Annotated in this window: 22 protein-coding genes and 1 pseudogene; 14 read left to right on the top strand and 9 right to left on the bottom strand. The window is 68.0% G+C overall.

Annotated features, from left to right (window positions below):
* Positions 1-384: a DUF2784 domain-containing protein gene (locus tag LGY53_RS30345; RefSeq protein WP_225730106.1), complete on the top strand. Its 384-nt coding sequence runs from the start codon at positions 1-3 to the stop codon at positions 382-384.
* On the opposite strand, the gene LGY53_RS30350 is transcribed toward LGY53_RS30345, so the two are convergent.
* Positions 381-1,139, bottom strand: a complete 759-nt coding sequence (locus LGY53_RS30350) for a thioesterase II family protein (protein ID WP_225730107.1) — start codon at positions 1,137-1,139, stop codon at positions 381-383. The genes LGY53_RS30345 and LGY53_RS30350 overlap by 4 nt on opposite strands.
* A 39-nt stretch (positions 1,140-1,178) precedes the next feature.
* On the opposite strand from LGY53_RS30350, the gene LGY53_RS30355 reads away from it, so the two are divergent.
* On the top strand, positions 1,179-2,555 hold the full coding sequence (locus LGY53_RS30355; RefSeq protein WP_225730108.1) for a CoA transferase: 1,377 nt from the start codon (positions 1,179-1,181) through the stop codon (positions 2,553-2,555).
* Between the two features lie 6 nt (positions 2,556-2,561).
* Here LGY53_RS30355 and LGY53_RS30360 read toward each other — a convergent pair whose 3' ends face one another.
* Positions 2,562-3,161 carry a TetR/AcrR family transcriptional regulator gene (locus tag LGY53_RS30360; protein WP_225730109.1) on the bottom strand — a complete coding sequence of 200 codons (600 nt, stop codon included), beginning with the start codon at positions 3,159-3,161 and terminating at the stop codon, positions 2,562-2,564.
* 100 nt (positions 3,162-3,261) lie between these two features.
* Here LGY53_RS30360 and LGY53_RS30365 point away from each other — a divergent pair, with 100 nt between their 5' ends.
* The 3 genes and pseudogenes from LGY53_RS30365 (at position 3,262) to LGY53_RS30375 (ending at position 6,541) form a co-directional block, all read left to right on the top strand.
* On the top strand, positions 3,262-4,470 hold the full coding sequence (locus tag LGY53_RS30365) for an FAD-dependent monooxygenase (protein ID WP_225730110.1): 1,209 nt from the start codon (positions 3,262-3,264) through the stop codon (positions 4,468-4,470).
* Between the two features lie 101 nt (positions 4,471-4,571).
* Complete coding sequence (locus tag LGY53_RS30370; protein WP_308103015.1) at positions 4,572-5,609, top strand: nucleoside hydrolase; 1,038 nt, start codon at positions 4,572-4,574, stop codon at positions 5,607-5,609.
* 14 nt (positions 5,610-5,623) lie between these two features.
* A pseudogene (locus tag LGY53_RS30375) lies at positions 5,624-6,541 on the top strand (amidohydrolase family protein).
* Here LGY53_RS30375 and LGY53_RS30380 read toward each other — a convergent pair.
* Positions 6,534-7,226 carry a TetR/AcrR family transcriptional regulator gene (locus LGY53_RS30380; RefSeq protein WP_225730111.1) on the bottom strand — a complete coding sequence of 231 codons (693 nt, stop codon included), beginning with the start codon at positions 7,224-7,226 and terminating at the stop codon, positions 6,534-6,536. The pseudogene LGY53_RS30375 and the gene LGY53_RS30380 sit on opposite strands and share 8 nt — an antisense overlap.
* Positions 7,227-7,331: 105 nt before the next feature.
* Between LGY53_RS30380 and LGY53_RS30385 the strand changes: the two genes are divergently transcribed.
* From LGY53_RS30385 to LGY53_RS30395, 3 genes are all read left to right on the top strand, one after another.
* Positions 7,332-7,643 carry a DUF1330 domain-containing protein gene (locus tag LGY53_RS30385; RefSeq protein WP_225730112.1) on the top strand — a complete coding sequence of 104 codons (312 nt, stop codon included), beginning with the start codon at positions 7,332-7,334 and terminating at the stop codon, positions 7,641-7,643.
* 4 nt (positions 7,644-7,647) lie between these two features.
* Positions 7,648-8,013: a nuclear transport factor 2 family protein gene (locus LGY53_RS30390; protein ID WP_225730113.1), complete on the top strand. Its 366-nt coding sequence runs from the start codon at positions 7,648-7,650 to the stop codon at positions 8,011-8,013.
* A gap of 137 nt (positions 8,014-8,150) precedes the next feature.
* Positions 8,151-8,672: a DinB family protein gene (locus LGY53_RS30395; RefSeq protein WP_225730114.1), complete on the top strand. Its 522-nt coding sequence runs from the start codon at positions 8,151-8,153 to the stop codon at positions 8,670-8,672.
* A gap of 46 nt (positions 8,673-8,718) precedes the next feature.
* On the opposite strand, the gene LGY53_RS30400 is transcribed toward LGY53_RS30395, so the two are convergent.
* From LGY53_RS30400 to LGY53_RS30420, 5 genes are all read right to left on the bottom strand, one after another.
* Positions 8,719-9,387, bottom strand: a complete 669-nt coding sequence (locus LGY53_RS30400) for an L-2-amino-thiazoline-4-carboxylic acid hydrolase (protein WP_225730115.1) — start codon at positions 9,385-9,387, stop codon at positions 8,719-8,721.
* Between the two features lie 163 nt (positions 9,388-9,550).
* Complete coding sequence (locus tag LGY53_RS30405) at positions 9,551-9,937, bottom strand: nitroreductase/quinone reductase family protein (RefSeq protein WP_225730116.1); 387 nt, start codon at positions 9,935-9,937, stop codon at positions 9,551-9,553.
* A 55-nt stretch (positions 9,938-9,992) separates the two neighbouring features.
* Positions 9,993-10,994, bottom strand: a complete 1,002-nt coding sequence (gene meaB / locus LGY53_RS30410) for a methylmalonyl Co-A mutase-associated GTPase MeaB (protein ID WP_225730117.1) — start codon at positions 10,992-10,994, stop codon at positions 9,993-9,995.
* Positions 10,995-11,034: 40 nt separating this feature from the next.
* Positions 11,035-13,296: a methylmalonyl-CoA mutase gene (gene scpA / locus LGY53_RS30415; protein ID WP_225730118.1), complete on the bottom strand. Its 2,262-nt coding sequence runs from the start codon at positions 13,294-13,296 to the stop codon at positions 11,035-11,037.
* A complete protein-coding gene (locus LGY53_RS30420; protein WP_225730119.1) occupies positions 13,296-15,155 on the bottom strand; it encodes a methylmalonyl-CoA mutase family protein in 1,860 nt (619 codons plus the stop codon). Before LGY53_RS30420 ends, scpA begins: the two co-directional genes overlap by 1 nt.
* Positions 15,156-15,497: 342 nt before the next feature.
* On the opposite strand from LGY53_RS30420, the gene LGY53_RS30425 reads away from it, so the two are divergent.
* Positions 15,498-16,226: a TVP38/TMEM64 family protein gene (locus LGY53_RS30425; RefSeq protein WP_225730120.1), complete on the top strand. Its 729-nt coding sequence runs from the start codon at positions 15,498-15,500 to the stop codon at positions 16,224-16,226.
* Here LGY53_RS30425 and LGY53_RS30430 read toward each other — a convergent pair.
* The gene (locus LGY53_RS30430) at positions 16,149-17,096 is read right to left on the bottom strand and encodes a S1C family serine protease (RefSeq protein WP_225730172.1); all 948 of its coding nucleotides are present in this window, start codon (positions 17,094-17,096) and stop codon (positions 16,149-16,151) included. The two genes, LGY53_RS30425 and LGY53_RS30430, sit on opposite strands and share 78 nt — an antisense overlap.
* Before the next feature lie 280 nt (positions 17,097-17,376).
* On the opposite strand from LGY53_RS30430, the gene LGY53_RS30435 reads away from it, so the two are divergent.
* The 5 genes from LGY53_RS30435 (at position 17,377) to LGY53_RS30455 (ending at position 22,527) form a co-directional block, all read left to right on the top strand.
* A complete protein-coding gene (locus LGY53_RS30435) occupies positions 17,377-18,243 on the top strand; it encodes a metal-dependent hydrolase (RefSeq protein ID WP_225730121.1) in 867 nt (288 codons plus the stop codon).
* A 22-nt stretch (positions 18,244-18,265) separates the two neighbouring features.
* A complete protein-coding gene (locus LGY53_RS30440; protein ID WP_225730122.1) occupies positions 18,266-19,114 on the top strand; it encodes a metal-dependent hydrolase in 849 nt (282 codons plus the stop codon).
* Positions 19,115-19,121: 7 nt separating this feature from the next.
* Positions 19,122-20,057, top strand: coding sequence for an SDR family NAD(P)-dependent oxidoreductase (locus tag LGY53_RS30445; RefSeq protein WP_225730123.1), 936 nt, complete (start codon positions 19,122-19,124; stop codon positions 20,055-20,057).
* Complete coding sequence (locus LGY53_RS30450; RefSeq protein WP_225730124.1) at positions 20,054-21,115, top strand: ferredoxin--NADP reductase; 1,062 nt, start codon at positions 20,054-20,056, stop codon at positions 21,113-21,115. Before LGY53_RS30445 ends, LGY53_RS30450 begins: the two co-directional genes overlap by 4 nt.
* Before the next feature lie 482 nt (positions 21,116-21,597).
* Positions 21,598-22,527 (top strand): magnesium transporter CorA family protein, encoded by a 930-nt coding sequence (locus tag LGY53_RS30455; protein WP_225730125.1) that lies wholly within the window; start codon positions 21,598-21,600, stop codon positions 22,525-22,527.
* Positions 22,528-22,531: the final 4 nt, after the last annotated feature.

Raw genomic sequence — 22,531 nt, forward strand, 5'->3', positions numbered from 1 at the left:
GTGTACTTCCGGCTGCTGGCCGACGCGGTCGCCGCGGTGCACTTCGCCTTCGTGGCATACGTTGTCGTCGGCGGATTCGTGGCGTGGCGCTGGCCGCGCACTATCTGGCTGCACCTGCTCGCCTTCGGGTGGGGGTTCAGCACGGTGCTGTTCGGGCTGGACTGTCCGCTCACCTACCTCGAGAGCTGGGCGCGGCGCCGAGCCGGTGCGGCCGGGCTGCCACCCAGCGGATTCATCGCGCACTACATCACCGGGGTGCTCTATCCGGAGCGGGCGCTCGGGCTGATCCGAGTACTGGTGGCGCTGGTCGTCGCGGCATCCTGGGTGGGGTATCTGTGGTTGCGGCATCGCCGTGCGGCGAAAGTTGTTCCCGCCCAGCGCTAGACCTCGTCGAGCTTCCGCTCGACGAAATCGACCACCTCGTCCGGTTTTTCGTCGAGGAAGAAATGCCCGCCCGCGAAGATCCGCGAGTCGAAGCCGCCCGAGGTGAGCGGGCGCCACTGTTCGATATCGGCGACCGACATGGTCGGATCATCCGTACCGGCCAGCACCGCGATCGGGCAATCCAGCGGCTTACCCGGTTGGTAGACATAGGTTTCCACCGCCTGGTAGTCCGCGCGCAGGGCGGGCAGCACCAGTTCGGCCAGGCTCGGCTCATCGCGAAGCACCTGCACCGATGCGGGATCGGTTGCCAGCCTGGCCAATTCGTCGATCAGACCGGCGTCGGAGCCCAGGTGGAGCCGTCCGGTGTTGCGCACCAGCGGCGACACCCGGCCCGATGCGAACAGCACCGTCACCGGCTGTCCGGCCAACTCCAGCAGCCGCGCCGTTTCGAAGGCCACCGTCGCGCCCATGCTGTGGCCGAACAGCGCGAGCCGCTCCACGCCGCGCCGGCGCAGAATTTCCGCCGCGATATGTTCGGCCATACCCTCCAGGTCGCGCAGCGGCGCCTCACCGAGGCGGTCCTGCCGCCCCGGATATTGCACCGCCGCAACGGCCGTCCCGGCGTCGAAGCGCGTCGCGAGTGCCCGATATGCCGTCACCGAACCGCCGCCCGGCGGAAAACACACCAGCTGATGCCGCGGCGCCGCAGCCTCCCGCAACACCCGCAGCCAGTCGGTGCTCCCGATGACGGTCATAGACGACTCCTTTCCGCATGAGCAACTACGCTCGTTCGAGTGAACACCCACCAGTGGCTGGTCCACGACTACGAAGCGGGAATCGGTATCGGCTCATCGAGTATTACCTCCGCTCTTCGGGAGGGCCCGGACGCGGATCCGGCGAGTTGGACGGACCCGGGTGCCAATTTGGCTGCGACGCTGCCTGTTTGGGCGTTGGCCTCCGGGTCGGTCGCGGCGGTGACGGCGGCGAGCAACCGGCTGCGTACCGCGCGCGGGCTGCATCCGGTGGAACATCGCATCGACCCGGCCCGCATCACGGCGGCCTTCTCCAGCGAGAAACTGCTGCGCGCCGACGGCAGGCCGCCCGCGACGTTCGCCGATCTGTCCGGCTTCTTCCCCACCTTCGACGGCTGGGTCCGCACCCATGCCAACTATCCGCACCACCGCGCCAGACTCCTTGCCTCACTGGGCCTTTCGGCCGACGCACCGATGGAGCACGCCGAGGCGGAGATGGCCATGCGCCGGGCCGCCGACATCGAGGACAGCGCGGCGGCCAACGGCGCCATCGCGGTCCGGGTGCGCACCGAGCAGGAGTGGGCGCTCAGCCCGGAGGGGCAGGCGGCCGCATCCGGTCCCATCGTCGCCATTCATCCGCGCGCCGACCGCACCACCGCCGGATTGTCCTTGGACGCATCGCCTTTGCAGCCGCTGCGCCGGATCCGGGTGCTCGATCTGACCCGGGTGATCTCGGGACCGGTGGCCACCAGAACGCTCGCGCTGCTCGGCGCCGATGTGCTGCGGGTGGATCCGCCACGGCTGCCGGAGATTCCGTGGCATTATCTCGACACCTGCCAGGGCAAGCGGTCGACGCTGCTGGACGTCTACGCGCAGTGGCCCGCCTTCAACGAACTGCTTGCCGCGGCGGATGTGCTGGTCACCGGCTATCGGCCCGGTGCGCTGGCGGGTATCAGCGCCTCGGCGCATCCGGGTCTCATCCACGCCAGGGTGAGCGCATGGGGTGAGGTCGGGCCGTGGGGTGGGCGGCGTGGGTTCGACAGCATCGTGCAGGCAGCGACCGGCATTTCGATCGTCGAGGGCGCGCCCGCGGTACCCGGCACCCTGCCCGCACAGGCGCTCGACCACGCCACCGGATATCTGCTCGCGGCGGGCGTACTCGACGCGCTCGTCGCGCGGGCGCGCGACGGCCACGGACGCGATGTGCGAGTCTCCTTGGCGCGCACCGCATCCTGGCTGCTGAACGCGCCGCATCGGTCGGCCAGGCATCCGCGCGCGGCACTGCCCGATCCGTCCGCCGCGGTTGCCCACGGCAGCACCGTCACCGCCGCGCCCGCACTCGCCGAATATCCCGACTATGCCTGGCCCGCACCGCCGTACGGTTCGGACAGCCCCGCCTGGCCGGTGCCGATTCGGTAGCAGCGCCTAGCCGCCGGACGAATTCGGCTGCGCCCCAGCGTCTCCCGCGAGGGCGGCGACCGCCTCGGCCAATCGGTCGCCGTCCGGCATTTCCGCGTCCGGCATCACCACCGACAGCACACCGAGTCCCTGCACCAGCACCCAGTACAGCTGGGCGATCGCGTATGCGTTGTCCTCGCTCAGCTGCGGATGCGTATCCCGCAGCGCGACAACCATTTCGCGGTAGATGCCGGGCATCGCGTCGGTGTAGTACTGCTGCTCCTTCGGCGACCGGATGACGCGCACCATGTTCTCCATGCTCGCCGTCATGTAGTCGCGGTTGTCGCGGAAGATCTTGGGGATCTCGTTCCACAGATGCGCGAACGCGCGCAGCAGCGACATCCCGGACGCATCCCGGATGAGCGCCTCCATGCCGTCACCGATCGCATTGCCGAGCGATTCCGCGAGCGCCTCGGTGATCAGCGCCTCCTTCGACCCGAAGTGGTAGCCGATCGCGGCCAGGCTCACCCCGGCGGCGGAGGCGATATCGCGGGCAGTCGCCTTCGCGACGCCGCGTTCGACGATGACCTTGCGCGCCCCCGCAAGTAGATCCTCTCGATTTCCCATAAGCCCAGGTTACAACGTCTTAGACATTCGTGCTAGACAAACGTGCCAGTCGTGTGACACATTTGTCTAAGACATCCGATCAAACGACAAGGGCACTCCAATGAGCACCACCCCCAACATCCTGGTTTCCGGCGGCGGCATCGCGGGCAATGCCGTTGCGCTGCAACTACTTCGGTCCGGTATCCGGACCACCGTCGTCGAGCGGGCCGCCGCCCCGCGCCCCGGCGGCCAGGCCGTCGACCTGCGCGGCCCCAGCCGGGACGCGGCCGAGCGGATGGGCCTCATGCCCGGTATTCGCAAGGTTCAGCTCGACGAGCGCGGCATGTCCTTCGTCAACGCGGACGGCAGCGCGTACGCGACCGCCGCGATGGAGGATTTCGACGGCAAGGCGCTGATCGCCGAGATCGAGATCACCCGCGGCGACCTGAACCAGGTGCTGCTGGACGAGGTCGAGGCCGCGGACGGCGGCAACCTCGACTACCGCTACGGCGACTGGATCGAGGCACTTGCCCAGGACGACAGCGGCGTCACCGTGACCTTCGCCTCCGGCAAGGTCGAGCGCTACGACCTGGTGGTCGGGGCCGACGGCGTGCATTCGGCGACGCGGCGGCTCGCCTTCGGACCGGAGGAGCAGTTCAGCAGCTACCTGGGTGGTTACGTCTCGTACTTCACCATGCCGACCCCGGCCGACAGTCGCCCCGGCTGGTTCACCATGCGGTTCGTGCCCGGCGCGTCCTTCGGCATCCGGGCCGACCGCGAACCGGCGACGTCCAAGGCCATCATCATGATTCGCACCGACGAGGATCCGGCGCTGCGCCGCGATGTCACCGCGCAGCAGCGGCTCATCCACCGGCATATCGTCGACGGTGGCTGGCGCGCACCCGAGATTCTCGCCGCGATGACCACCGCGCCCGACTTCTACTTCGACGTGCTCGAGCGCATCGATATGCCGACGCTGGCGGCGGGCCGGGTAACACTGGTCGGCGACGCGGGTTATTGCGGCTCGCCGCTGACCGGCATGGGCACCGCGATGGCCGTCGTCGGCGCGTATGTCCTTGCGGCGGAGATCGCCTCGACTCCGGCGGATCTGCCCGGCGCGCTGGCGCGATACGAGCAGAAGGTGCGGCCGTTCCTGGACCAGGCACAGGAGATCCCGGGCGGCGGCATCAAGATGATGGTGCCGAACTCCAAGGTCAGCACCGCGTTGATGAAGACGAGCAACCGGATCATGTTCTCCCGTCCGATGCGCCCGATCACCAAGAAGATCTTCTTCGGCCACCACGAGGAGTACCAGCTGCCCACCTACTGATCCGCGAATCCCGATGGCCGCGAATGGTTCGCGGCCATGGGCGCGCGACGATTCGGTGGGCGGGTGGTGGCCGGGCGGCGGGTGGGCCTACTCTCGGGATCGTGCGGCAGAAGATCATGATGGACATCGACACCGGCATCGATGACTCACTGGAACTGCTCTACCTGCTCGCCTCCCCCGAGGCCGAGATCGTCGGAATCGCCTCCACCGCGGGCAATGTGCCCGCACCCCGGGTGGCGGCCAACAATCTCGCGCTGCTGGACCTGTGCCGGGCGCCGGATATCGAGGTCGCGCTCGGCGCGGCCGAACCGCTCGCGGTCCCGCTGCGCACCACCGAGGATACGCACGGACCGCAGGGCATCGGCTACGCCGAACTGCCCGCGTCGAGCCGGACCCTTTCCCCGCGCACCGCCGCCGAGCTCTGGGTGGATCGGGTGCGCGCACATCCCGGCGAGATCGTCGGCCTGTGCACCGGGCCGCTGACCAATCTGGCGCTGGCGCTGCGGCTCGAACCCGAACTGCCGAAGTTGTTGCGGCGCTTGGTGATCATGGGTGGCGCCTTCAATCACCCCGGCAATACCACGCCGACCAACGAGTGGAATGTGCACGTGGACCCGGAGGCGACGAAGGAGGTCTACGACGCCTTCTGCGCCGCGCCCGCCCGGCCGATCATCTGCGCGCTCGATATCACCGAGACCATCGAAATGCAGCCCAAGCACCTGGAATTGCTCGCCGAGCGCGCGGGCAGCCTTCCGGTGGAGACGGTTTCACCGCTCGATCCCCCACAAGCCCGTTCGGCCGCGAGCAATCCGATCGTGCGGTACGTCACCGACGCGGTCCGCTTCTACTTCGACTTCCACGCCTCCTACGACCTCGGCTACCTCGCGCATATGCACGACCCGTTCGCCGCGGCCGTCGCGCTCGACCACGGACTCGCGGTGCTGCGCCCGGCGACGGTGGATGTCGAGCTGGCGGGCACCATCACCCGCGCGACGACGGTGGCCGACTGGTCGGGTATGTGGGGCCGTGAACCCAACGCGGACATCGTGATCGGCACCGATCCGGCCGAATTCTTCGAACGACTGATCAGCCGGGTCGGCGATTTCGCTCGAGCGGTATATCCACCCGAAGGTTTCTAGTCCATTGTCTCGCAATGGGACTCGACGGTCTCGAGCCCAGATCAGGAGGTTCGGTGGACGACGATGTCACCTACCTGACGGAATTCCGGCGGCGGCTCGGCCTACCCGGAATCGTCGATGTGCACACGCATTTCATGCCCGAGCGGCTGCTGCGCAAGGTGTGGGAGTACTTCGACGCGGCCGGTCCGCTGGTGGCGCGGCAGTAGCCGATCGCCTACCGCGACGATGAGCAGGTGCGGCTGAAAACCCTGCGCGGCTTCGGCGTTCGCGCCTTCACCTCGCTGGTCTACCCACACAAACCGGATATGGCGGCCTGGCTCAACGGGTGGACCGCCGAATTCGCCGCCCGCACACCGGATTGCCTGCACACCGCGACCTTCTATCCGGAACACCATGCCGCCGGTTACGTGGAGACCGCGATCGAACGCGGCGCCCGAATCTTCAAGGTGCACATCCAGGTCGGGCGATTCCACCCCGGCGACCCGCTGCTGAACCAGGTGTGGGGCATGATCCAGGACGCCGAGGTACCGGTGCTCATCCACTGCGGATCCGGTCCGGTCGCCACCGAATTCACCGGACCCGAGCCGATTGCCGCGCTGCTGCGACGGTTTCCGCGGCTGCGCCTGATCATCGCGCATCTGGGCGCGCCGGAATACCGTGAGTTCTTCGATCTGGTCGAGCGGTATCCGCTGCTGCGCCTGGACACCACCATGACCTTCACCGATTTCTTCGAGGCGGCCGATCCCTTCCCGGACGGCGAGCGCGGCCGCCTCGCCGACTTCGGCGACCGCATCCTCTTCGGCAGCGATTTCCCCAATATCCCGTACAGCTACAGTCATGCGGTGCGGGCGCTGGAGCGTTTGGAACTCGGGGCCGACTGGCTGCGAAAGGTGTTCCACCAGAACGCTTCCGAGCTGTTCGACCTCAGCTAGCGCGGAGCTGTTGGACGAGTTCGAGCAGGTCGGCGCGCTGTAGGGCCGCCGGATCGTTGGAGACCGAGCGCAGGTGGCCGTAGATCTCGAGCGTCACCAGACCGTGGATGCGGCCCCACACGCACAGCGCCAGCCCCGCTGTCTCCGGCGTGATATCGGGCGCTTCGGTGCGGATCTTCGTCACGTAGTCGACCGGGAAATCGGACCATTCGGCGCCCGGCCTACCTGCCGGATTCACCTCCGCCACAAGGCTATTCAGCCCACCGCAGATGCGGCGCGCGGCACGGTCGGTCGGCCCGTCGACGGGCTGCTCATAGCCCGGGATCGGATCGCCGTAGATGAGCCGGAAACCTTCCGGATTGGCCAGCGCCCATTCGCGAAGGGCGCTGCCCCAGGCGATCAATCGGGCTCCCGGATCGTCGGGTGCGGTGTCGCGGGCGCGCTCCAGGGAGTCGGCCAGCGAGGTGGTCATCTCGTCGGTCAGCGCGGTGATCAGCTCGTCGCGGGTAGCGAAATAGGTGTAGATCGCGCGCGCCGTCATACCCATCTCCCGCGCGATACCCCGCAGCGAGATACCGCCCGCGCCGTCGGCCACCAGTTGTCGCAGGGCGATCGACATGATCTCGCGGGATGTCTGCTCCCGCAGGCGCTCCCGCCTCGTCGGCTGTTCGGATATCGCTGGCACGGTTGACACCCTACGCCGCTTCCGTATGATTCGGTGTACCAAAACTACACGGCGTTTCCGATTGTCACGGCGTTGCCGTGGACAGTGGGAGCCGGAGGGGAATCAATGTCTGTCTACGTGGTCGTCGACGCGACCGTCATCGACGCCGAGCGCGCCCTGGAGTACCGCAAACTCGCCGAACCCACCATCGAGCAATTCGGCGGCCGGTACCGAATCCAAGGCGCCACACCGGAATCCGTCGAGGGCGCCTGGCCCGCGGATCGGATGCTCACCGTGACCGAATTCCCGGATATGGCGCACGTCCGGCGGTGGTACCACTCCGAGGAGTACCAGAAGGCCAAGCGAGCCCGAGAGGGCGCGATCGACGTGCGCCTACTGTTCGTCGAGGGCGGCATGGCGCCTTGGCCCGCGCGGTAACAGGATGACCGCGCGGACACCCGCCGAGCTGCTACCCGGGATCACCGCCGCCATCAACGGCGGCGATCCAGGCGAAGTGGTTCGGTTCTTCGACGACGAGGCATGTTTCGCCATGCCCGACGGCACGCTCGTGCGCGGGCACGCGCAGCTGCTGGCGATGTACCGGCAGCGGCTCGCGCTCCGGCCCGAGATCACCACGCGCGCAGCGAAAATCATCGAGGCGGGCGATATCGCGCTCGTCACCGACGTGTGGTCCACCCGGCTGCGCAACGGCACGATGGACGGCGGCGATTCGTTCGAGGGCGTCGCGACGCTCGTGCTGCGCCGTCAGGCCGACCGCACCTGGCGGATCCTCGTGGATTCCACCTAGACCGAGGCGACGGCGCGGCGGGGATGGCTCGGCCTCGGTACGAATCGTTCGGCGTCACCGCCGGATTCGACGGCGACACGGTCCGGTCCGGCGCAAAATGCGGTGCCCGACCCGCGCATCCGTGACATCATCGCGCGATGCCCGGATCGCGACTCGGCCTGCTGCGCTGGCAATTCGACCTCACCTGGTCGCTGTTCGAACTGCACCTGGGCGCGTTGCGGCCCGGCGACCACCTCTGGGAGCCCGCGCCGCGGGTGTGGACCGTCCGGCGCGATCCGGACGGTTCCTGGGTACCCGACTGGGCCGATACCGAGCCGGATCCGCTGCCCGCGCCGACCATCGCCTGGCTCACCTGGCATATCGGCTGGTGGTGGTCGGTCGCGACGGATCACCTGCGGGGACGCACGCCACGCGAGCGCACGGACGTGCGTTGGCCGGGCCCGGATGAGGCGGTCGCATGGTTGCGCGGGTTGCGTTCCGAATGGGTTGCGGCACTTGGTGATTGCACGGAAGCAACACTCGACGCGCCCGCGACGTTCCCATGGCGCGACAACCCGGAGCGGACCGTCGGCCACATGCTCGCCTGGGTCAATGCCGAGCTCATGAAGAACGCCGCCGAGATCGGCCAGTTGCGCATCCAGCGTTGCGCGTCGGACTGAATCGGCAAGGCCGAGACGGCGGACGACCACCGTTTCGGCCCCGATCTCAGATGCGGTCGAAGTGGAACGGGCAGTGCGTCCCGCCACGGCCGATGGTGGTCGCCCGCTCGAAGCGGAACCCGTCGACCGCCGGATCGATCGCGCCGATCCAGTTGGCGTCGAACTCACACATCACGGTGGTGAGCTCTGGAGCCGAATTAGCAACCAGCACTTCGTGGTAGAAGCAGCGCACGACATCGCAGTGGTAGCCGCGCTCGTCGTCGGCCGGATGCTCGAACGTGAAGGCCGGCCCGAAGGCGTCCCGCTCCCTGGCCCTGGTCAACTCGACCATGGCGGTGAACGGGTCGGGTGCGGCGTCGAGCAGTTGCCTGGTGGCGGCGCGCACCTGATCGCCGAACGGTTCGACGAACGCGATCTGAACCGCCGCAACGGATTCCGCCCGCCCGAGCCGCGGCGCGAGATATTCGTGCGCGGCGACGAGCGCCAGCGTCATCGCCGCGTTCCATCGGGACGGCTCGTCGATCACGAGATGTGCGTTGGCCGCCGTCAATTCGGCATGCCTGGCCCGCATCTCATCGAGAAGTGTTGCGGGAAGGTCATTTTCCCGCAACGTCACGGCGATCTGCGCGAAGAAGCCGTCGATGAGCAGCGCGGTGTCACGTTCCGGATCCGGCGTGTACTGCGCGCCGGAGATGCCGAAGGGGTCGGTGTTCATGCTGTTTCCTTTCGGGAAGGCTCGCCGATCCCGAAAACACAGCCGCGACAACCCGACGGGCGTGGTCGGCCGTGCCCGCGATCACGCGAGCACGCCAACGCGCTCCACCGACCGACCTGGCGCTGACGAACTTGTTACTTGCGCCCGAAGTATGACATACCCGTCAGCTCAGATCGATCCGGATCGTCAGCAGGTTCGTGCCGAGGGCACGCACCACCGTGCTGTTGAAGCGGGGCAGCGTCGCCAGCCGCGCCCGCGGATCGTCGTCGGGCAGCGGATGCGCCGTCCCGGTGTGCCACTCCCCCGCGATGCGCACGCGCACAGCGGGATTCGCCATCAGGTTCCGCACGTAATCGGAGTCGGTGCCGTGCTCGGACACCAGCCAGAACTCGTCGCCGACCCGGGCGCCGCCGATCGGGGTGATCCGGGGTTGCCCGGATTTGCGGCCGATGGTCTCGAGCAGCGTCTGCTCCGGTTTGCGAATCGCGCTCGGGTTGACCAGCCGGTGGAAGAAGCGATCGAACCGTAGGCGCAGCGAAGGTGTGCTCATGCCGCACAGCATTCCAGCCCGTGCGATGACCGCGTGACGCGCCCGGCCGAAATCGTCAGCCGTCGAAGGCGTCCAGAATCTCCTCGGCGGCCAGCGCGGCCGTCAACGTGCCCGCTCGCACCTGCTTTTCCACCTGTGCGCGAACGGCTTTCACGCCCGGATGCTCCGACAGCCGCCGCAGCAACTGGTCGTGCACCATGGTCCACATCCAGTCGACCTGTTGACGGCGGCGCTTCTCGGCGAATTCGCCCGCCTCGGTGAGCACCCGGCGATGTTCCAGCACGGTATCCCAGAACTTTTCGAGGCCAACGCCTTCCAGGCCGCTCATGGTGAGCACCGGTGGCCGCCAGAGGGCGTCGTGCGGATGGATCAGGCGCAGCGCACCCGCCAGCTCGCGGGCCGCCGCCTTCGCCTCCACCTCGTGCTTGCCGTCGGCCTTGTTGACCGCGACCAGGTCGGCGAGCTCCAGCACGCCCTTCTTGATGCCCTGCAACTGATCTCCGGTGCGGGCCAGGGTCAGGAAGCAGAACACGTCGACCATATTCGCGACGGTCACCTCGGATTGGCCGACGCCCACGGTCTCCACCAGGATCACATCGTATCCGGCCGCCTCCAGCAGCACGATGGTCTCCCGCGTCGCCTTCGCGACGCCGCCGAGCGTGCCCGCGGTGGGCGACGGGCGGATGAAGGCGTTGCGTTCCACCGCGAGTCGCGCCATCCGGGTTTTGTCGCCGAGGATCGAGCCGCCGGTTCTGGTGGACGACGGATCCACCGCCAGCACCGCGACCCGGTGCCCCTTGCCGATCAGGTCCATGCCGAGCGCATCGATGAACGTCGACTTGCCGACGCCCGGAACACCGGTGATGCCGACGCGATTCGACACAATGGCATCCGCCGCAGGCGTCACCCGCAGCAGCAGCTGCTGAGCCTGGCGCCGATGATCGGCCCTGGCGGATTCGACCAGGGTGATCGCCCGCGCCAGGGCGGCCCGCTCACCGGAGCGCACCGCCTCCGCGAGCGCCTCCACATCGATCACGCGTGGGTGCCCGCCCGTCACCCGACCACCGCCCCCCATCGGATCGCTACGCGATGCTCAATCATTCGGCGGCGGAGCCGATCTCGTGCCCCAGCTCGGCGGCCAGCTTTTTCAGCAGGTCGATGGCCGCGTCGGCGATCACCGTGCCGGGCGGGAAGATCGCGGCCGCGCCCGCCGCGTACAGCTCGTCGAAATCACCGGGTGGGATGACACCGCCGACGATCACCATGATGTCGGGCCGCCCGACCTCGGCCAGCGCCCGCCGCAGCGCGGGCACCAGCGTGAGATGGCCTGCGGCAAGCGAGGATACGCCGACGACGTGCACGTCGTTGTCGGCCGCCTGCTGCGCCACCTCCTCCGGTGTCTGAAACAGCGGGCCCACGTCGACGTCGAAGCCGAGGTCGGCGAAGGCGGTGGCGATCACCTTCTGCCCGCGATCGTGTCCGTCCTGGCCCATCTTGGCGACGAGGATGCGCGGCCTGCGCCCCTCGGCCTCGGCGAATTCCTCGACCAGCTCGCTCGCCCTGCTGATATTGGTGACCTTTCCTGCCTCGTCGCGGTAAACGCCCGAGAGCGTCCGAATTTCGGCCTGATGCCGTCCGTACACCTTTTCCAGCGCATCGGAGATCTCGCCGACGGTGGCCTTCGCCCGCGCCGCGTCGATCGCCAGGGCCAGTAGGTTGTTCGCCATACCGCCCTCGGAAGAGCCCGCGGCCCTGGTCAATTCGGCGAGGGCGCGTTCCACCGCCGCCGGATCCCGTTGCGCGCGCAGCCTTTCCAGCTTCTCCAGCTGTTCGGCGCGCACCCTGGAGTTCTCGACCTTGAGGACCTCCACCTGCTGATCCTCGTCGACCTGGTATTTGTTGACGCCGATCACCGGCTGCTGGCCGGTGTCGATGCGCGCCTGGGTGCGCGCGGCCGCCTCCTCGATCCGCAGCTTCGGGATGCCCTCCGAAATCGCCTGTGCCATGCCGCCGTGCGCCTCCACCTCGGCGATATGCGCCCTGGCCCGGTTCGCCAGCTGGTGGGTGAGCCATTCGACGTAGTACGAGCCGCCCCACGGGTCGATCGGCCGGGTGGTGTTGGACTCCTGCTGGATCAGCAGCTGGGTGTTGCGCGCGATGCGGGCCGAGAAGTCGGTGGGCAGCGCGAGCGCCTCGTCCAGCGCGTTGGTGTGCAGCGACTGGGTGTGCCCCTGGGTCGCGGCCATCGCCTCGATGCAGGTGCGCGCGACGTTGTTGTAGGCGTCCTGCGCGGTGAGCGACCAGCCGGAGGTCTGCGAATGGGTGCGCAGCGACAGCGATTTCGGGCTTTTCGGGTCGAATTTCGCGACCAGTTCGCTCCACAGCAGCCGCCCGGCCCGCAGTTTGGCGACCTCCATGAAGAAGTTCATGCCGATGGCCCAGAAGAACGACAGCCGCGGCGCGAATTTGTCCACTTCCATCCCGGCGTCGATGCCCGCGCGAATATATTCGACGCCGTCGGCGAGGGTGTACGCCAACTCCAGATCGGCTGTCGCGCCGGCCTCTTGGATGTGATAGCCGGAGATGGAGATCGAGTTGAACTTCGGCATCTTCGCGCTGGTGTAGGCGAAGATATCGGAGATGATCCGCATCGATGGCTTCGGCGGATAGATGTAGGTGTTGCGGACCATGAACTCCTTCAGAATGTCGTTCTGAATGGTTCCGGCCAGCTGTTCGGGCGTGACGCCCTGCTCCTCCGCCGCGACGACGTACAGCGCCAGGATGGGCAGCACCGCACCGTTCATCGTCATCGACACGCTCACCTGATCCAGCGGGATGTGGTCGAAGAGCTGACGCATGTCGAGGATGGAATCGATGGCGACACCGGCCATTCCGACATCGCCCTGCACGCGCGGATGATCGGAGTCGTAGCCGCGATGGGTGGCCAGGTCGAAGGCCACCGAAAGCCCCTTCTGCCCGGCGGCGAGATTGCGGCGGTAGAAGGCGTTCGAATCGGCGGCCGTCGAGAAGCCCGCGTACTGGCGGATCGTCCACGGCTGGTTGACGTACATGGTCGGGTAGGGACCGCGTACGAACGGCGCGATACCCGGCACGCTGTCGAGCGGATACCCTTCGGCCGCGACGGCGTCCCGGTCCGCCTTGGTGAAAACCGGTGGCACGTCGATACCTTCGGGCGTCGCCCACACCAGTTGCTCAGGTGTGTAGTTGTTGGCGGCGGCCGCGCCCGCGACGAACGCGTCGACCTGTGCGGCGTCCACCTCGGCGGGTTCGGGCGCCCGATCGGCGAGCGGCACCTCGGCGAAATTGCCGATGAGATGTTTCATCTCCCCAGTGGTCATCAGGCTCCCACCTTTTCCAACAGCTCGGAGAGTGCGGCGACCGCGTCGATCCGCGCGGCCAGATATCCGTCCGGGCGCTGCGAATCATCCAGCGCCGAAACCGCTTTCGCCGAACCGGCGAGCAGCACCGTCCCGACACCGGCCGCGCGCAGCCGCTCGACCGCCGCGCCCGCCTCCGCGCCGTAGCGCGCGTCCGAACCGCACAGCACCGCGATCGGCGCACCGGATTCGCTTGCCGCCGCGGCGATCCCGTCGACGGTGAGCGGACCCGGGTTGATCGTCTCGATACCGCCGGAGGCCAGCAGATTCGCGATCCAGGTGACCCGCGCATTGTGCTCGGCCACCGAACCGAGCGGCACCAGCAGCGCTTTCGGTCGCGCGCCGTGTGCCGCGAGGTAGATATCCGAACGGTCGCGCAGCGCCTCGAAGGCCGCGCCGTAGCGGGCTACCGAACCGGGCTGCCGCGCCGCCTCGGACAGCGCGGGCTCGGCCAGGTTCGGGAATTCGTTGACGCCGGTGACCGACGTCTTCCGGTGCGCGACATCGGCATCCCGCCGCGCCCTGGTCGCCGCGATGCGCTCGGCGAGCAGGCCGGAGTCCAGCGCGGCGCGGTAACCACCCGCCGCCTCCAGCTCCTGCATGAATTCCCATGCCTTGGCGGCCAATTCGGCGGTGTAGTCCTCGACATACCAGGATCCGGCGGCCGGGTCCTGGACATGACCGAGATGCGATTCCTCCAGCAGCAGCAGCTGGATGTTGCGGGCCATCCGCTCGGCGAACGCCCGCGAAACCCCCAATTCGCCTGGCGGCAGCGCGGAATCGAACGGCAGCACGGTGACGGTGTCCGCGCCGCCGACGCCCGCCCCGAAGGCGGCCAGCGTGGTGCGCAGCATATTCACCCACGGATCGCGCTGGCTCAGCATGGCCGCCGAGGTGACCGCGTGCTGCGGCGCGTCGCCGAAGCCGGGCGCCCCGCACACATGCGCCACCCGGGCCCAGAGTTGGCGTGCGGCACGGAATTTCGCGATCGTGGCGAATTGGTCATCGGTGGCGGCCAGTCGGAAGGTCAGCTGGCCGAGCGCGTCCGCGAGATCGACGCCGGCGTCGGTGAGCGCGCGCAGATATTCCAGGCCGGCGGCGACGGCCGCGCCGAGCTCCTGCGCGTCCGACGCGCCCGCATTGTGAAAGCTGTTCCCGCACACCACGATCGTGCGCACCGTCTCCGGCCGGGCGATCGCCCGTCGCGCCAATTCGACGGTCGCGTCCAGGCCGATGTCGGCAGCGCCGCCGAATGCGCCGGTGAGCGGCGCGGCGCCGAGGGTGAGCCGGATATCGGCGGGCCGCTGGGCGGAATAGCCGTCGAGGATCGAGAAGATCTGTGCCGCGGCCGCATCGGTCGCGGTCCCGGCATCGATGGTCAGCGGCGCGAGTTCGAACAGCAGGCCCGAGAGCGCCGCGCCGAGCCCGGCCACCGGGATACCGTCCGCGCCCACCGGCAGCCAGATCGCGCCGACGCCGTTCTCCAGCCCGGACAGGATCGCCCGATTCGCCGCCGCCGCGTCGGATTCGGCTATCCGCGCGCAGACGAACCAGCCGCGGTGCACATCGCGGGTCGCGTCGCGACCGCGGACGAAGGGATAAACGCCGGGCAGCGGCTGTTCGGGCCGCTCGTCGCGGCTGGTGTACAGCGGTGCGATGGTCAGGCCGTCGTAGGTGGTCTCGCCGAGCAGCCGTTCCGGATCGTCCGGGAGTTCGCCGATATCGACCCGGCGCGCCTTGGCGAGCACACCGGCCACCCCCTTACGCCACGCGGCGTAATCGGGCACCGGATCAATGCCCGGCGCTGAACCTTTTGGCATCGCTGCTGCTTCCTGTTCCATTCGAATCGTCGCCCGGCCCGGCATGCGCGAACCTCCGGCGGTAGGCAAGCTACCGCTTCCGGATGGGATCACGCACTCCGGTGACCGCGCGCGGCGGGCCTTGTAAACACTTGCTCACTTCAGGATTACTGGATACCCGGGCGTGCGCCCAAGCCTTCGCACGATATTCACACGGCGCTGTGTGACCCGTTCGCATCGCGATCGGAAGTTCGTTCCCCCAGCTCACCGGGCACGCCGGCGGGTCGGCGCCAATTCCGATGCTAGCTGCGAACTCACCAGCCGTGGCACGGCCCGCCCGGCGACGGCCGGTAACCTTGTCGGGTGCAAAGGCTGTTCCGGAACCCACGTGCCGTCGCGCTGCTCGCGGGCGGTGTCGCGCTGTTCGTCGTGGCGCTGCTGGTTCCGCTGCCGAGCTCGCACCGGATGCAGGAGTGGGCGCACACGGTCGGCCCCTCGTTCGTGCTGCTGTTCTTCATCGCGCATGTGCTGGTCACCATGGCACCGTTCCCGCGCACCGTATTCACCCTCAGCGCCGGACTGCTCTTCGGGCCGTGGCTCGGCATCCTCATCGCGGTCGGCGCGACCACGGTCAGCGCGGTGCTGACGCTGCTGCTGGTCCGCGCCCTCGACCGGGACCGCGTGCGCGGGCGGCTCACCCATCCCGCGGTGCACGCCGTCAACCGGCGGCTGGCGACGCGGGGTTGGCTCGCGGTGGGTTCGCTGCGGCTCATCAGCTTCGCGCCGTTCTCGGTGGTGAACTACTGCAGCGCCCTTTCGGCGGTCCGGTTCACGCCGTATCTGGTGGCCACCGTCGTCGGCATCCTGCCCGGCACCGTCGGCACCGTCCTGCTCGGCGACGGGCTCACCGGCCACGTGAGCACCACCTCCGTCGTCGTCACCGTGACCTGCCTCGCCGTCGGACTGATCGGATTGCTCGTCGATATGCGCTGGCGCGTACCGGAATCCGATCGCTCAGTCGACGGTGAGTTCGGTCGGCACGGCGATCACGTCGACCATCGCGCCGTTGCGCAGCACGGTGACCGGCAGTGATCTGCCGATGGCCTCGGCGAAGAGCTGTCGCTGAATGCCCTGCGCGTCACGGACTTCCGCGCGGGCGACGCTGAGTACCAGGTCGCCGCGGCGGATTCCGGCGCGATCGGCGGGGCCGCCGCGCACCACCTCCATGATCCGCACCCCCGCCGCCTGACCGGTGCGCGCGGCCAGCGCTTCCGGCAACGGCGCGGGCACCCCGACCAACCCGAGGTAGGCGCGGCGGACCCGGCCGTCGCGCAGCAGGGTGCTCACGATGCGCTGCGTGGTGGCGTTCATCGGAATGGCAAGGCCCAGGCCGATTCCCGCGACGGCGGTATTGATGCCGACCACCCGCCCGGCCGAATCCGCCAGCGCACCACCGGAATTCCCCGGGTTCAGCGCCGCATCGGTCTGGATGACGTCCTCGATCACCCGTCCGGCACGATTCGAGGCGACCGGCACCGCCCGCCCGAGCGCGCTCACCACGCCCGCCGTCACCGATCCGGCCAACCCTAGCGGGCTGCCAACGGCCACAACGAGTTGCCCGACCACCAGCCGGTCCGCATCCCCCAACCGCACCGCGCCCGGCCCGCCGCCGCGGGCCCGCAGCACCGCCAGATCCGAGAGCGGATCGACGCCGATCACATCGAATCTCGATTCGACGCCGTCGGCGAAGGTCACCTCGCCGCCGCCGGCCGCGCCGACCACGTGCGCATTGGTGAGCAGGAATCCGTCATCGGTGAAGACCACGGCGGAACCGCTGCCGCGCCGGGTGCGCACGCTGGCCACATGCGGCGTCACCGAGGCGGCCACCGCTATCACGGTGCGCGAGTACGCATCCAGTGCGGCCGCATCGCGATCCGCCTGTTCCGCATCGTTTTTCGACAGGACCGAGTCGTCGTCCACGGCGGCCCCCTTGCTTACATGATTACATCCGTACCTCACCAGGATGCGCCGGGTGCGCCCGCTTGCCCATCTCGTTCGCCGTGGGCGCAATGGCGCGTCTGGGACAAATAACTGGACGACGGACTCCATCACCTCCGATTGCCGGTCGCCGATCCGAATCGCTGCCCGATATCGGCGGCGAAGGCCTAGGAATTATCCGTCTGAGACGCTACCGTACTACTAGGTACCCGATACCTGCGGTACCAGCCCAATGAGGTGCATCATGACCGAACAGCATGTGCGCGCGACGAACGGATATCCGAAGGCGCGACGCATCACCTTCCGGTTCGGCGAACCCGAACCGATGACGAAGTACTACGCGGGCGGGGATATGGTCTTCAGCCATTTCATCGCCGGGCTGTCCGCCGGATTCCCGCCCGGCGAGGAGTCGTTCATCAGATCCGTGCGCCGCTTCGCGGACCGCATTACCGATCCGGTGCTCAAGAAACGGGTCGCCGGATTCATCGGCCAGGAGGCCACACACGGTCGGCAGCACCGGCTGCTCAACGACAAGCTCATCGATATGGGCTATCCCATCGCGTGGCTGGACACGCCCGAGGCCGAGCGGCGCGCCCTGCGGCTGGAACAGCGGCTGCCCGCCCATCTGCACCTGGCGGCCACCGCCGCGGCCGAGCACTACACCGCGGTGCTGGCCCGGCGCACGCTCGAAAGCCCCGAGATCCAGGCGCTCGCCGGGGACGAAGAGGTGCGAAACCTGTTGAACTGGCACGCTTTCGAGGAGCTCGAGCACAAGTCGGTGGCCTTCGATGTCTACCGGTCCGTCGGCGGCACCGAGACCATGCGCATCGCGACCATGGCCGCGATGGTCGCGCTCACCGTGCCGTTCACCGTGCTCGCCCTCACGGTCTCGCTGGCCAGGGACAGTTATGCGCGCAGGCATCCGTTCGCACTGCTGCGCGAATCCTATGAGCTCTTCCGCGGACCCATCTTCCGCGGTATGGGCCGCGAACTCGTGGTGTACCTGCGGCCGGGTTTCCACCCCGACGACGTGGACACCCGAGACCTGTTGCGGCGCTGGCAAACCGAGCTCTTCGGCAGCGAAGGCATGCTCGTCGGCCATCTCGGATGAGTTCGGATCAACGGAGAATCACATGACAGGCGTGGCAACAGCCTATCCGCGCGTGCGCCGGATGCGTTTCCGGTTCGGCGAACCCGAACCGATGACGAAATACTTCGCCGACGACGATATCGTCCTGAGCCATTTCGTCGCACTGCTCTCGGCCGCGTTCCCGCCCGGCGAGGAGTCGTTCATCAGAGCCGTGCGCCGCTGCACCGACCAGGTCACCGATCCGGTGCTCAAGAAGCGGATGGCGTCGTTCATCGGGCAGGAGGCGGTGCACGGCCAGCAGCACGGCCGCCTCAACGAGCAGCTCTACGCCCTCGGATACCGGCTGCCCCGGCTCATCGCCCGCTACGAATGGATCCTGCCCAGGCTCGACCGGTACGCACCCGCCGCCGCGCATCTCGCCGCGGTGGCCGCGGCCGAGCACTACACGGCCGTGCTGGCGCAACGGGTGCTGTCCAGTCCGGAGATCCAGGCGCTGGCCGGCGACGACGAGGTGCGAAACCTGTTGAACTGGCACGCGTTGGAGGAGTTGGAGCACAAGTCGGTGGCCTTCGACGTGTACCGCGCGACCGGCAATCCGGAGTGGCTGCGCATCCTGGTGATGACATTCCTCTACCTCTTCACCATTCCCGGCGTATCGGTGGCGGTCGCGGCATCGATACTGCTGGATCCCGCCGCGTGGCAACCGGTCACGGTCGCCCGCGAGTCCTATCACCTGTATCGCGGACCGATCGTGCGCGGGCTGATGCGCGAGATCCGGGTGTATCTGCGCCCCGGATTCCATCCCGACGATGTCGATACCGTCGCGCTGCTGCGGCGTTGGCAGGATGAGCTTTTCGGCGCCGAAGGTGCCCTCGCCGATCGAGTGCGGTGAGGCACCGATGAAATTCAACGGTATACGACCGGGCCTCGTCGTCGTCACCGGCGCGGGCAGCGGGATCGGGCGGGCCATCGCTATTCGGTTCGCGCGCAACGGCTCCCACGTTATCGTCGCGGATATCGACCTGGCCGCGGCCAAGGAGACGGTGGCGATCGCCGGTGACGGCGCGACGGCCGAATGGTTGGATGTGACGGATCCGGACGCGTGGGAAACGTTCGCGCAGCGCGTCCGTACCGAATTCGGCGTGCCGGATGTGCTGGTGAACAATGCCGGGATGCTGGTCGGCGGCGCGTTCCTCGATCTCTCCCCCGCCGACTGGGATAAACAGCTCGGTGTGAACCTGCTCGGCGTCGTGCACGGCTGTCGCGTATTCGGCAGGCAGATGGTCGATTACGGCAAGCGGGGGCAGATCGTCAATATCGCGTCCGCCGCCGCCTTCACGCCGATACCGCTCGGGTCCGCGTACGCGGTGTCCAAGGCCGGGGTGAAAATGCTCACCGAATGCCTGCGGCTCGAACTCGGGCCCAAGGGCATCGGCGTCAGCGCCATCTGCCCCGGCGTGATCAACACCAATATCGGCGAGCACGCGATCACGGTCGGCGTCGATCCCGAATTGGTCCGGCGCGGAAAGGAATTCGCACGCCTGGCGCAGGAGTTCGCGGAGCGGCTGCCGTTCGCCCCGCTCAGCGCCGACCTGGTGGCGCGGGCGGTCGAGCGGGCGGTGCGGTTCGATCTGGCGGTGGTTCCGGTGCGCGCCGAAGCCTGGTTGGGGTACTTCCTCGGGCGGATCGCACCGGGCGTGAACCGGCGCATCGCCCAGCCCTTCTCGGTCGAGCGGTTCGCCTGGCTGGCCGAGGCCGGGCTGCGGCTGCTCGATCGGCGACTCGCCGATCGCATTGCCGCACCGGATGATTCGCGGGTTCCGATCGAGCCATGAACCCGCGCGCACACGCGGTGCGGGTCGCCGAGGTGATCGCGGAGACAGCCGAGGCGAAGACGTTCGTTTTCGCGGTCCCCAGCGGCCTCACCGAGCATTTCGCTTACCGCCCAGGACAATTCCTCACGCTGCGGGTGCCGAGCACGCGGACCGGGTCGGTGGCGCGCTGCTATTCGCTGTGCAGCAGCCCGCACCTGGACCCGCGGCCCGCGGTGACGGTCAAGCGAACGCCCGGCGGCTACGCGTCGAACCTGTTGTGCGACACCGTATCCGCGGGCGACACCATCACGGTGCTCGAACCGGGCGGCGTCTTCGGCCCGCGCGATCTCGCGGCCGACGTGCTGCTGTGCGCAGGCGGCAGCGGCATCACACCCGTCTTCTCGATCGTCAAATCCATGCTCGCCGTCGGCCGCGGCCGGATCGTACTGCTCTACGCGAACCGGGACCGGCCGTCTGTCATCTTCGCGCGGCAGCTCGCCGATCTGGAAAACCGGCACCCACGGCGGCTGCGGATACTGCACTGGCTCGAGTCCGAGCGGGGACTGCCGACCGTGTCCGGTCTGGCCCACCTGCTACGGCCGTACACCGCGCTCAACTGGTATGCCTGCGGCCCAACGGGTTTCCTGAGCGTGCTCGATGCCGCGGCGCTGCGTCTGCGGGTGCGGCGGGTGTACCGCGAGGAGTTCCGGTCGCTGGACGGCAACCCCTTCCAGGGGATGGTTCCGGCCACGGCTGCCCTGCCGACTGTTCCTGCCGGTGGCTTCGACGCGCCGGTCGGCACCACCGCCACGGTGGATATCGAGATCGACGGTGCGACGCATACGCTGGACTGGCCCAAACACCGTCGCCTGCTGGATGTACTGCTGGACAGCGGAATCGACGCGCCGTATATCTGCCGGGAGTCCGCCTGCGGCACCTGCGTCTGTTCGGTCCGGCGCGGGCGCACCCGAATGGTCCGGCACGAGGCACTGCTCGACACGGAGATCGCCGCCGGGCTCACCCTCGCCTGCCAGACCCTGCCGGAGACGCAACGGGTGCATATCGTGTTCGACCAATAGCGACCGAAAGTGTTGAAGCGCCCCGTTTTCCACTGCCCGGGCGGTTTGTTTCGTGACCCGTACTTGACGGTCGGATGACCGGAGTGCGAACGATTGCGCCGGGCGATTGACGCGACGGTAGCCGGCGGTCTCTAATGATGGATGGCGCATTTCGTGCCGCGGTAGCAGTCTGGTCTACCGAGCAGCAACCACTACGAAGCGGGGTGAGCGGCAGATGCCGGATGACACTATCGACGTCCACGATCGGTCCGCCCTCGCGAAACTGGTTGCGCCGGTGCGTTGTTGATCCGTACGCGGCGATCGGCGCCTACGGATCGCCGTCACGGCACCTAGTTCCATCATTTCCCGATCTGAATGGTCGGTGTCCCAATAGATTCCGGCCGTACACACTGCGCGCACAAACGGGGCGGTACACCGCCGCCCGGCACCCATGTATTGGAGTTTCGCCATGGTCCACCACGCACCGAGGCCGCGGTAGCCCGATGACCGCGCCGATCTTCCCCACCACCGACGTCCTGCCCGCCACCAACGGACGCTTCGATACCGAAGTGCTGCACCGGCATTGGATTCCGCTCGCCCGCGACGACGAGGAGACCGCCGCCGTACTGCGCGAACGCCTCGGCGTCGATTTCGTCGCCGCGGGCAACCGGCTCTGGGAGACCGACGATTTCCTCTACTTCCCGGTGGTCGCGAACTATCGGCGCGCCGACGGCGTCGAACGCGAGACCATCGTTTTCGCGCTCGGCGGCGAATTCCTGGTCACCCTGCAACCCACCGACCATTTCGCCCCGTTCGACAAGGCCGTCGCGAAGATGCGGCGCAACCGGACGCTCACCGATTCCCCGCACGGGGTGATGTACGCGCTGCTCTGGTCGCTCAACGCGGCCGCCGAGCGCGCCGTCCAGCACGCGGGCGCCGCACTGGCCGCCGTCGATGTCGAAATCGATACGGCGACAAAGGGTTCGGAGCTGCGGACGATCATGGGCCGGATGAACGCGGCCGAACAGACCGTCGCGCACACCCAGCAGACCCAACTGCACCTGGCCCGCGCCGCCCGGCACCTGGCCGCCGAACTCCCGTTCCACACCAGGGAATTGGCCGATCCGATCGCGGTACTCGTCGCCGATATCGACGGCGTGCGACAGCTCGCGGCCGCCGCGCACGAAAAGCTGCGCTACCTGCAACATACGGTGACCACCTGGCTGGATATCGAGCAGAACCAGATCCTCAAGGTGTTCACCATCGTCACCGCGGTGTTCCTGCCGCCGACGCTCATCGCGACCGTATGCGGTATGAACTTCACCCACATCCCCGAAACACATTGGGAATACGGCTTTTCCGCAACCATTCTGATGTTGCTCGCCGCGGTGATCCCGCTGGTCTACCTGAAGCGGAAAGGTTGGCTGCGCTGAGCGC

Origin of the sequence: Nocardia sp. JCM 34519.1, from assembly GCF_020361265.1 — a bacterium.
Lineage (GTDB): Bacteria > Actinomycetota > Actinomycetes > Mycobacteriales > Mycobacteriaceae > Nocardia > Nocardia arthritidis_A.

Excerpts from the sequence above, each read along its gene's own strand:
- scpA (WP_225730118.1), bottom strand. The coding sequence starts at position 13,296 with ATGACCACTGGGGAGATGAAACATCTCATCGGCAATTTCGCCGAGGTG.
- LGY53_RS30450 (WP_225730124.1), top strand. The coding sequence starts at position 20,054 with ATGAACCCGCGCGCACACGCGGTGCGGGTCGCCGAGGTGATCGCGGAG.
- LGY53_RS30405 (WP_225730116.1), bottom strand. The coding sequence starts at position 9,937 with ATGAGCACACCTTCGCTGCGCCTACGGTTCGATCGCTTCTTCCACCGG.
- LGY53_RS30395 (WP_225730114.1), top strand. The coding sequence starts at position 8,151 with ATGCCCGGATCGCGACTCGGCCTGCTGCGCTGGCAATTCGACCTCACC.
- LGY53_RS30445 (WP_225730123.1), top strand. The coding sequence starts at position 19,122 with ATGAAATTCAACGGTATACGACCGGGCCTCGTCGTCGTCACCGGCGCG.
- LGY53_RS30390 (WP_225730113.1), top strand. The coding sequence starts at position 7,648 with ATGACCGCGCGGACACCCGCCGAGCTGCTACCCGGGATCACCGCCGCC.
- LGY53_RS30360 (WP_225730109.1), bottom strand. The coding sequence starts at position 3,161 with ATGGGAAATCGAGAGGATCTACTTGCGGGGGCGCGCAAGGTCATCGTC.
- LGY53_RS30365 (WP_225730110.1), top strand. The coding sequence starts at position 3,262 with ATGAGCACCACCCCCAACATCCTGGTTTCCGGCGGCGGCATCGCGGGC.
- LGY53_RS30350 (WP_225730107.1), bottom strand. The coding sequence starts at position 1,139 with ATGACCGTCATCGGGAGCACCGACTGGCTGCGGGTGTTGCGGGAGGCT.
- LGY53_RS30420 (WP_225730119.1), bottom strand. The coding sequence starts at position 15,155 with ATGCCAAAAGGTTCAGCGCCGGGCATTGATCCGGTGCCCGATTACGCC.
- LGY53_RS30435 (WP_225730121.1), top strand. The coding sequence starts at position 17,377 with ATGACCGAACAGCATGTGCGCGCGACGAACGGATATCCGAAGGCGCGA.
- LGY53_RS30400 (WP_225730115.1), bottom strand. The coding sequence starts at position 9,387 with ATGAACACCGACCCCTTCGGCATCTCCGGCGCGCAGTACACGCCGGAT.
- LGY53_RS30385 (WP_225730112.1), top strand. The coding sequence starts at position 7,332 with ATGTCTGTCTACGTGGTCGTCGACGCGACCGTCATCGACGCCGAGCGC.
- LGY53_RS30455 (WP_225730125.1), top strand. The coding sequence starts at position 21,598 with ATGACCGCGCCGATCTTCCCCACCACCGACGTCCTGCCCGCCACCAAC.
- LGY53_RS30440 (WP_225730122.1), top strand. The coding sequence starts at position 18,266 with ATGACAGGCGTGGCAACAGCCTATCCGCGCGTGCGCCGGATGCGTTTC.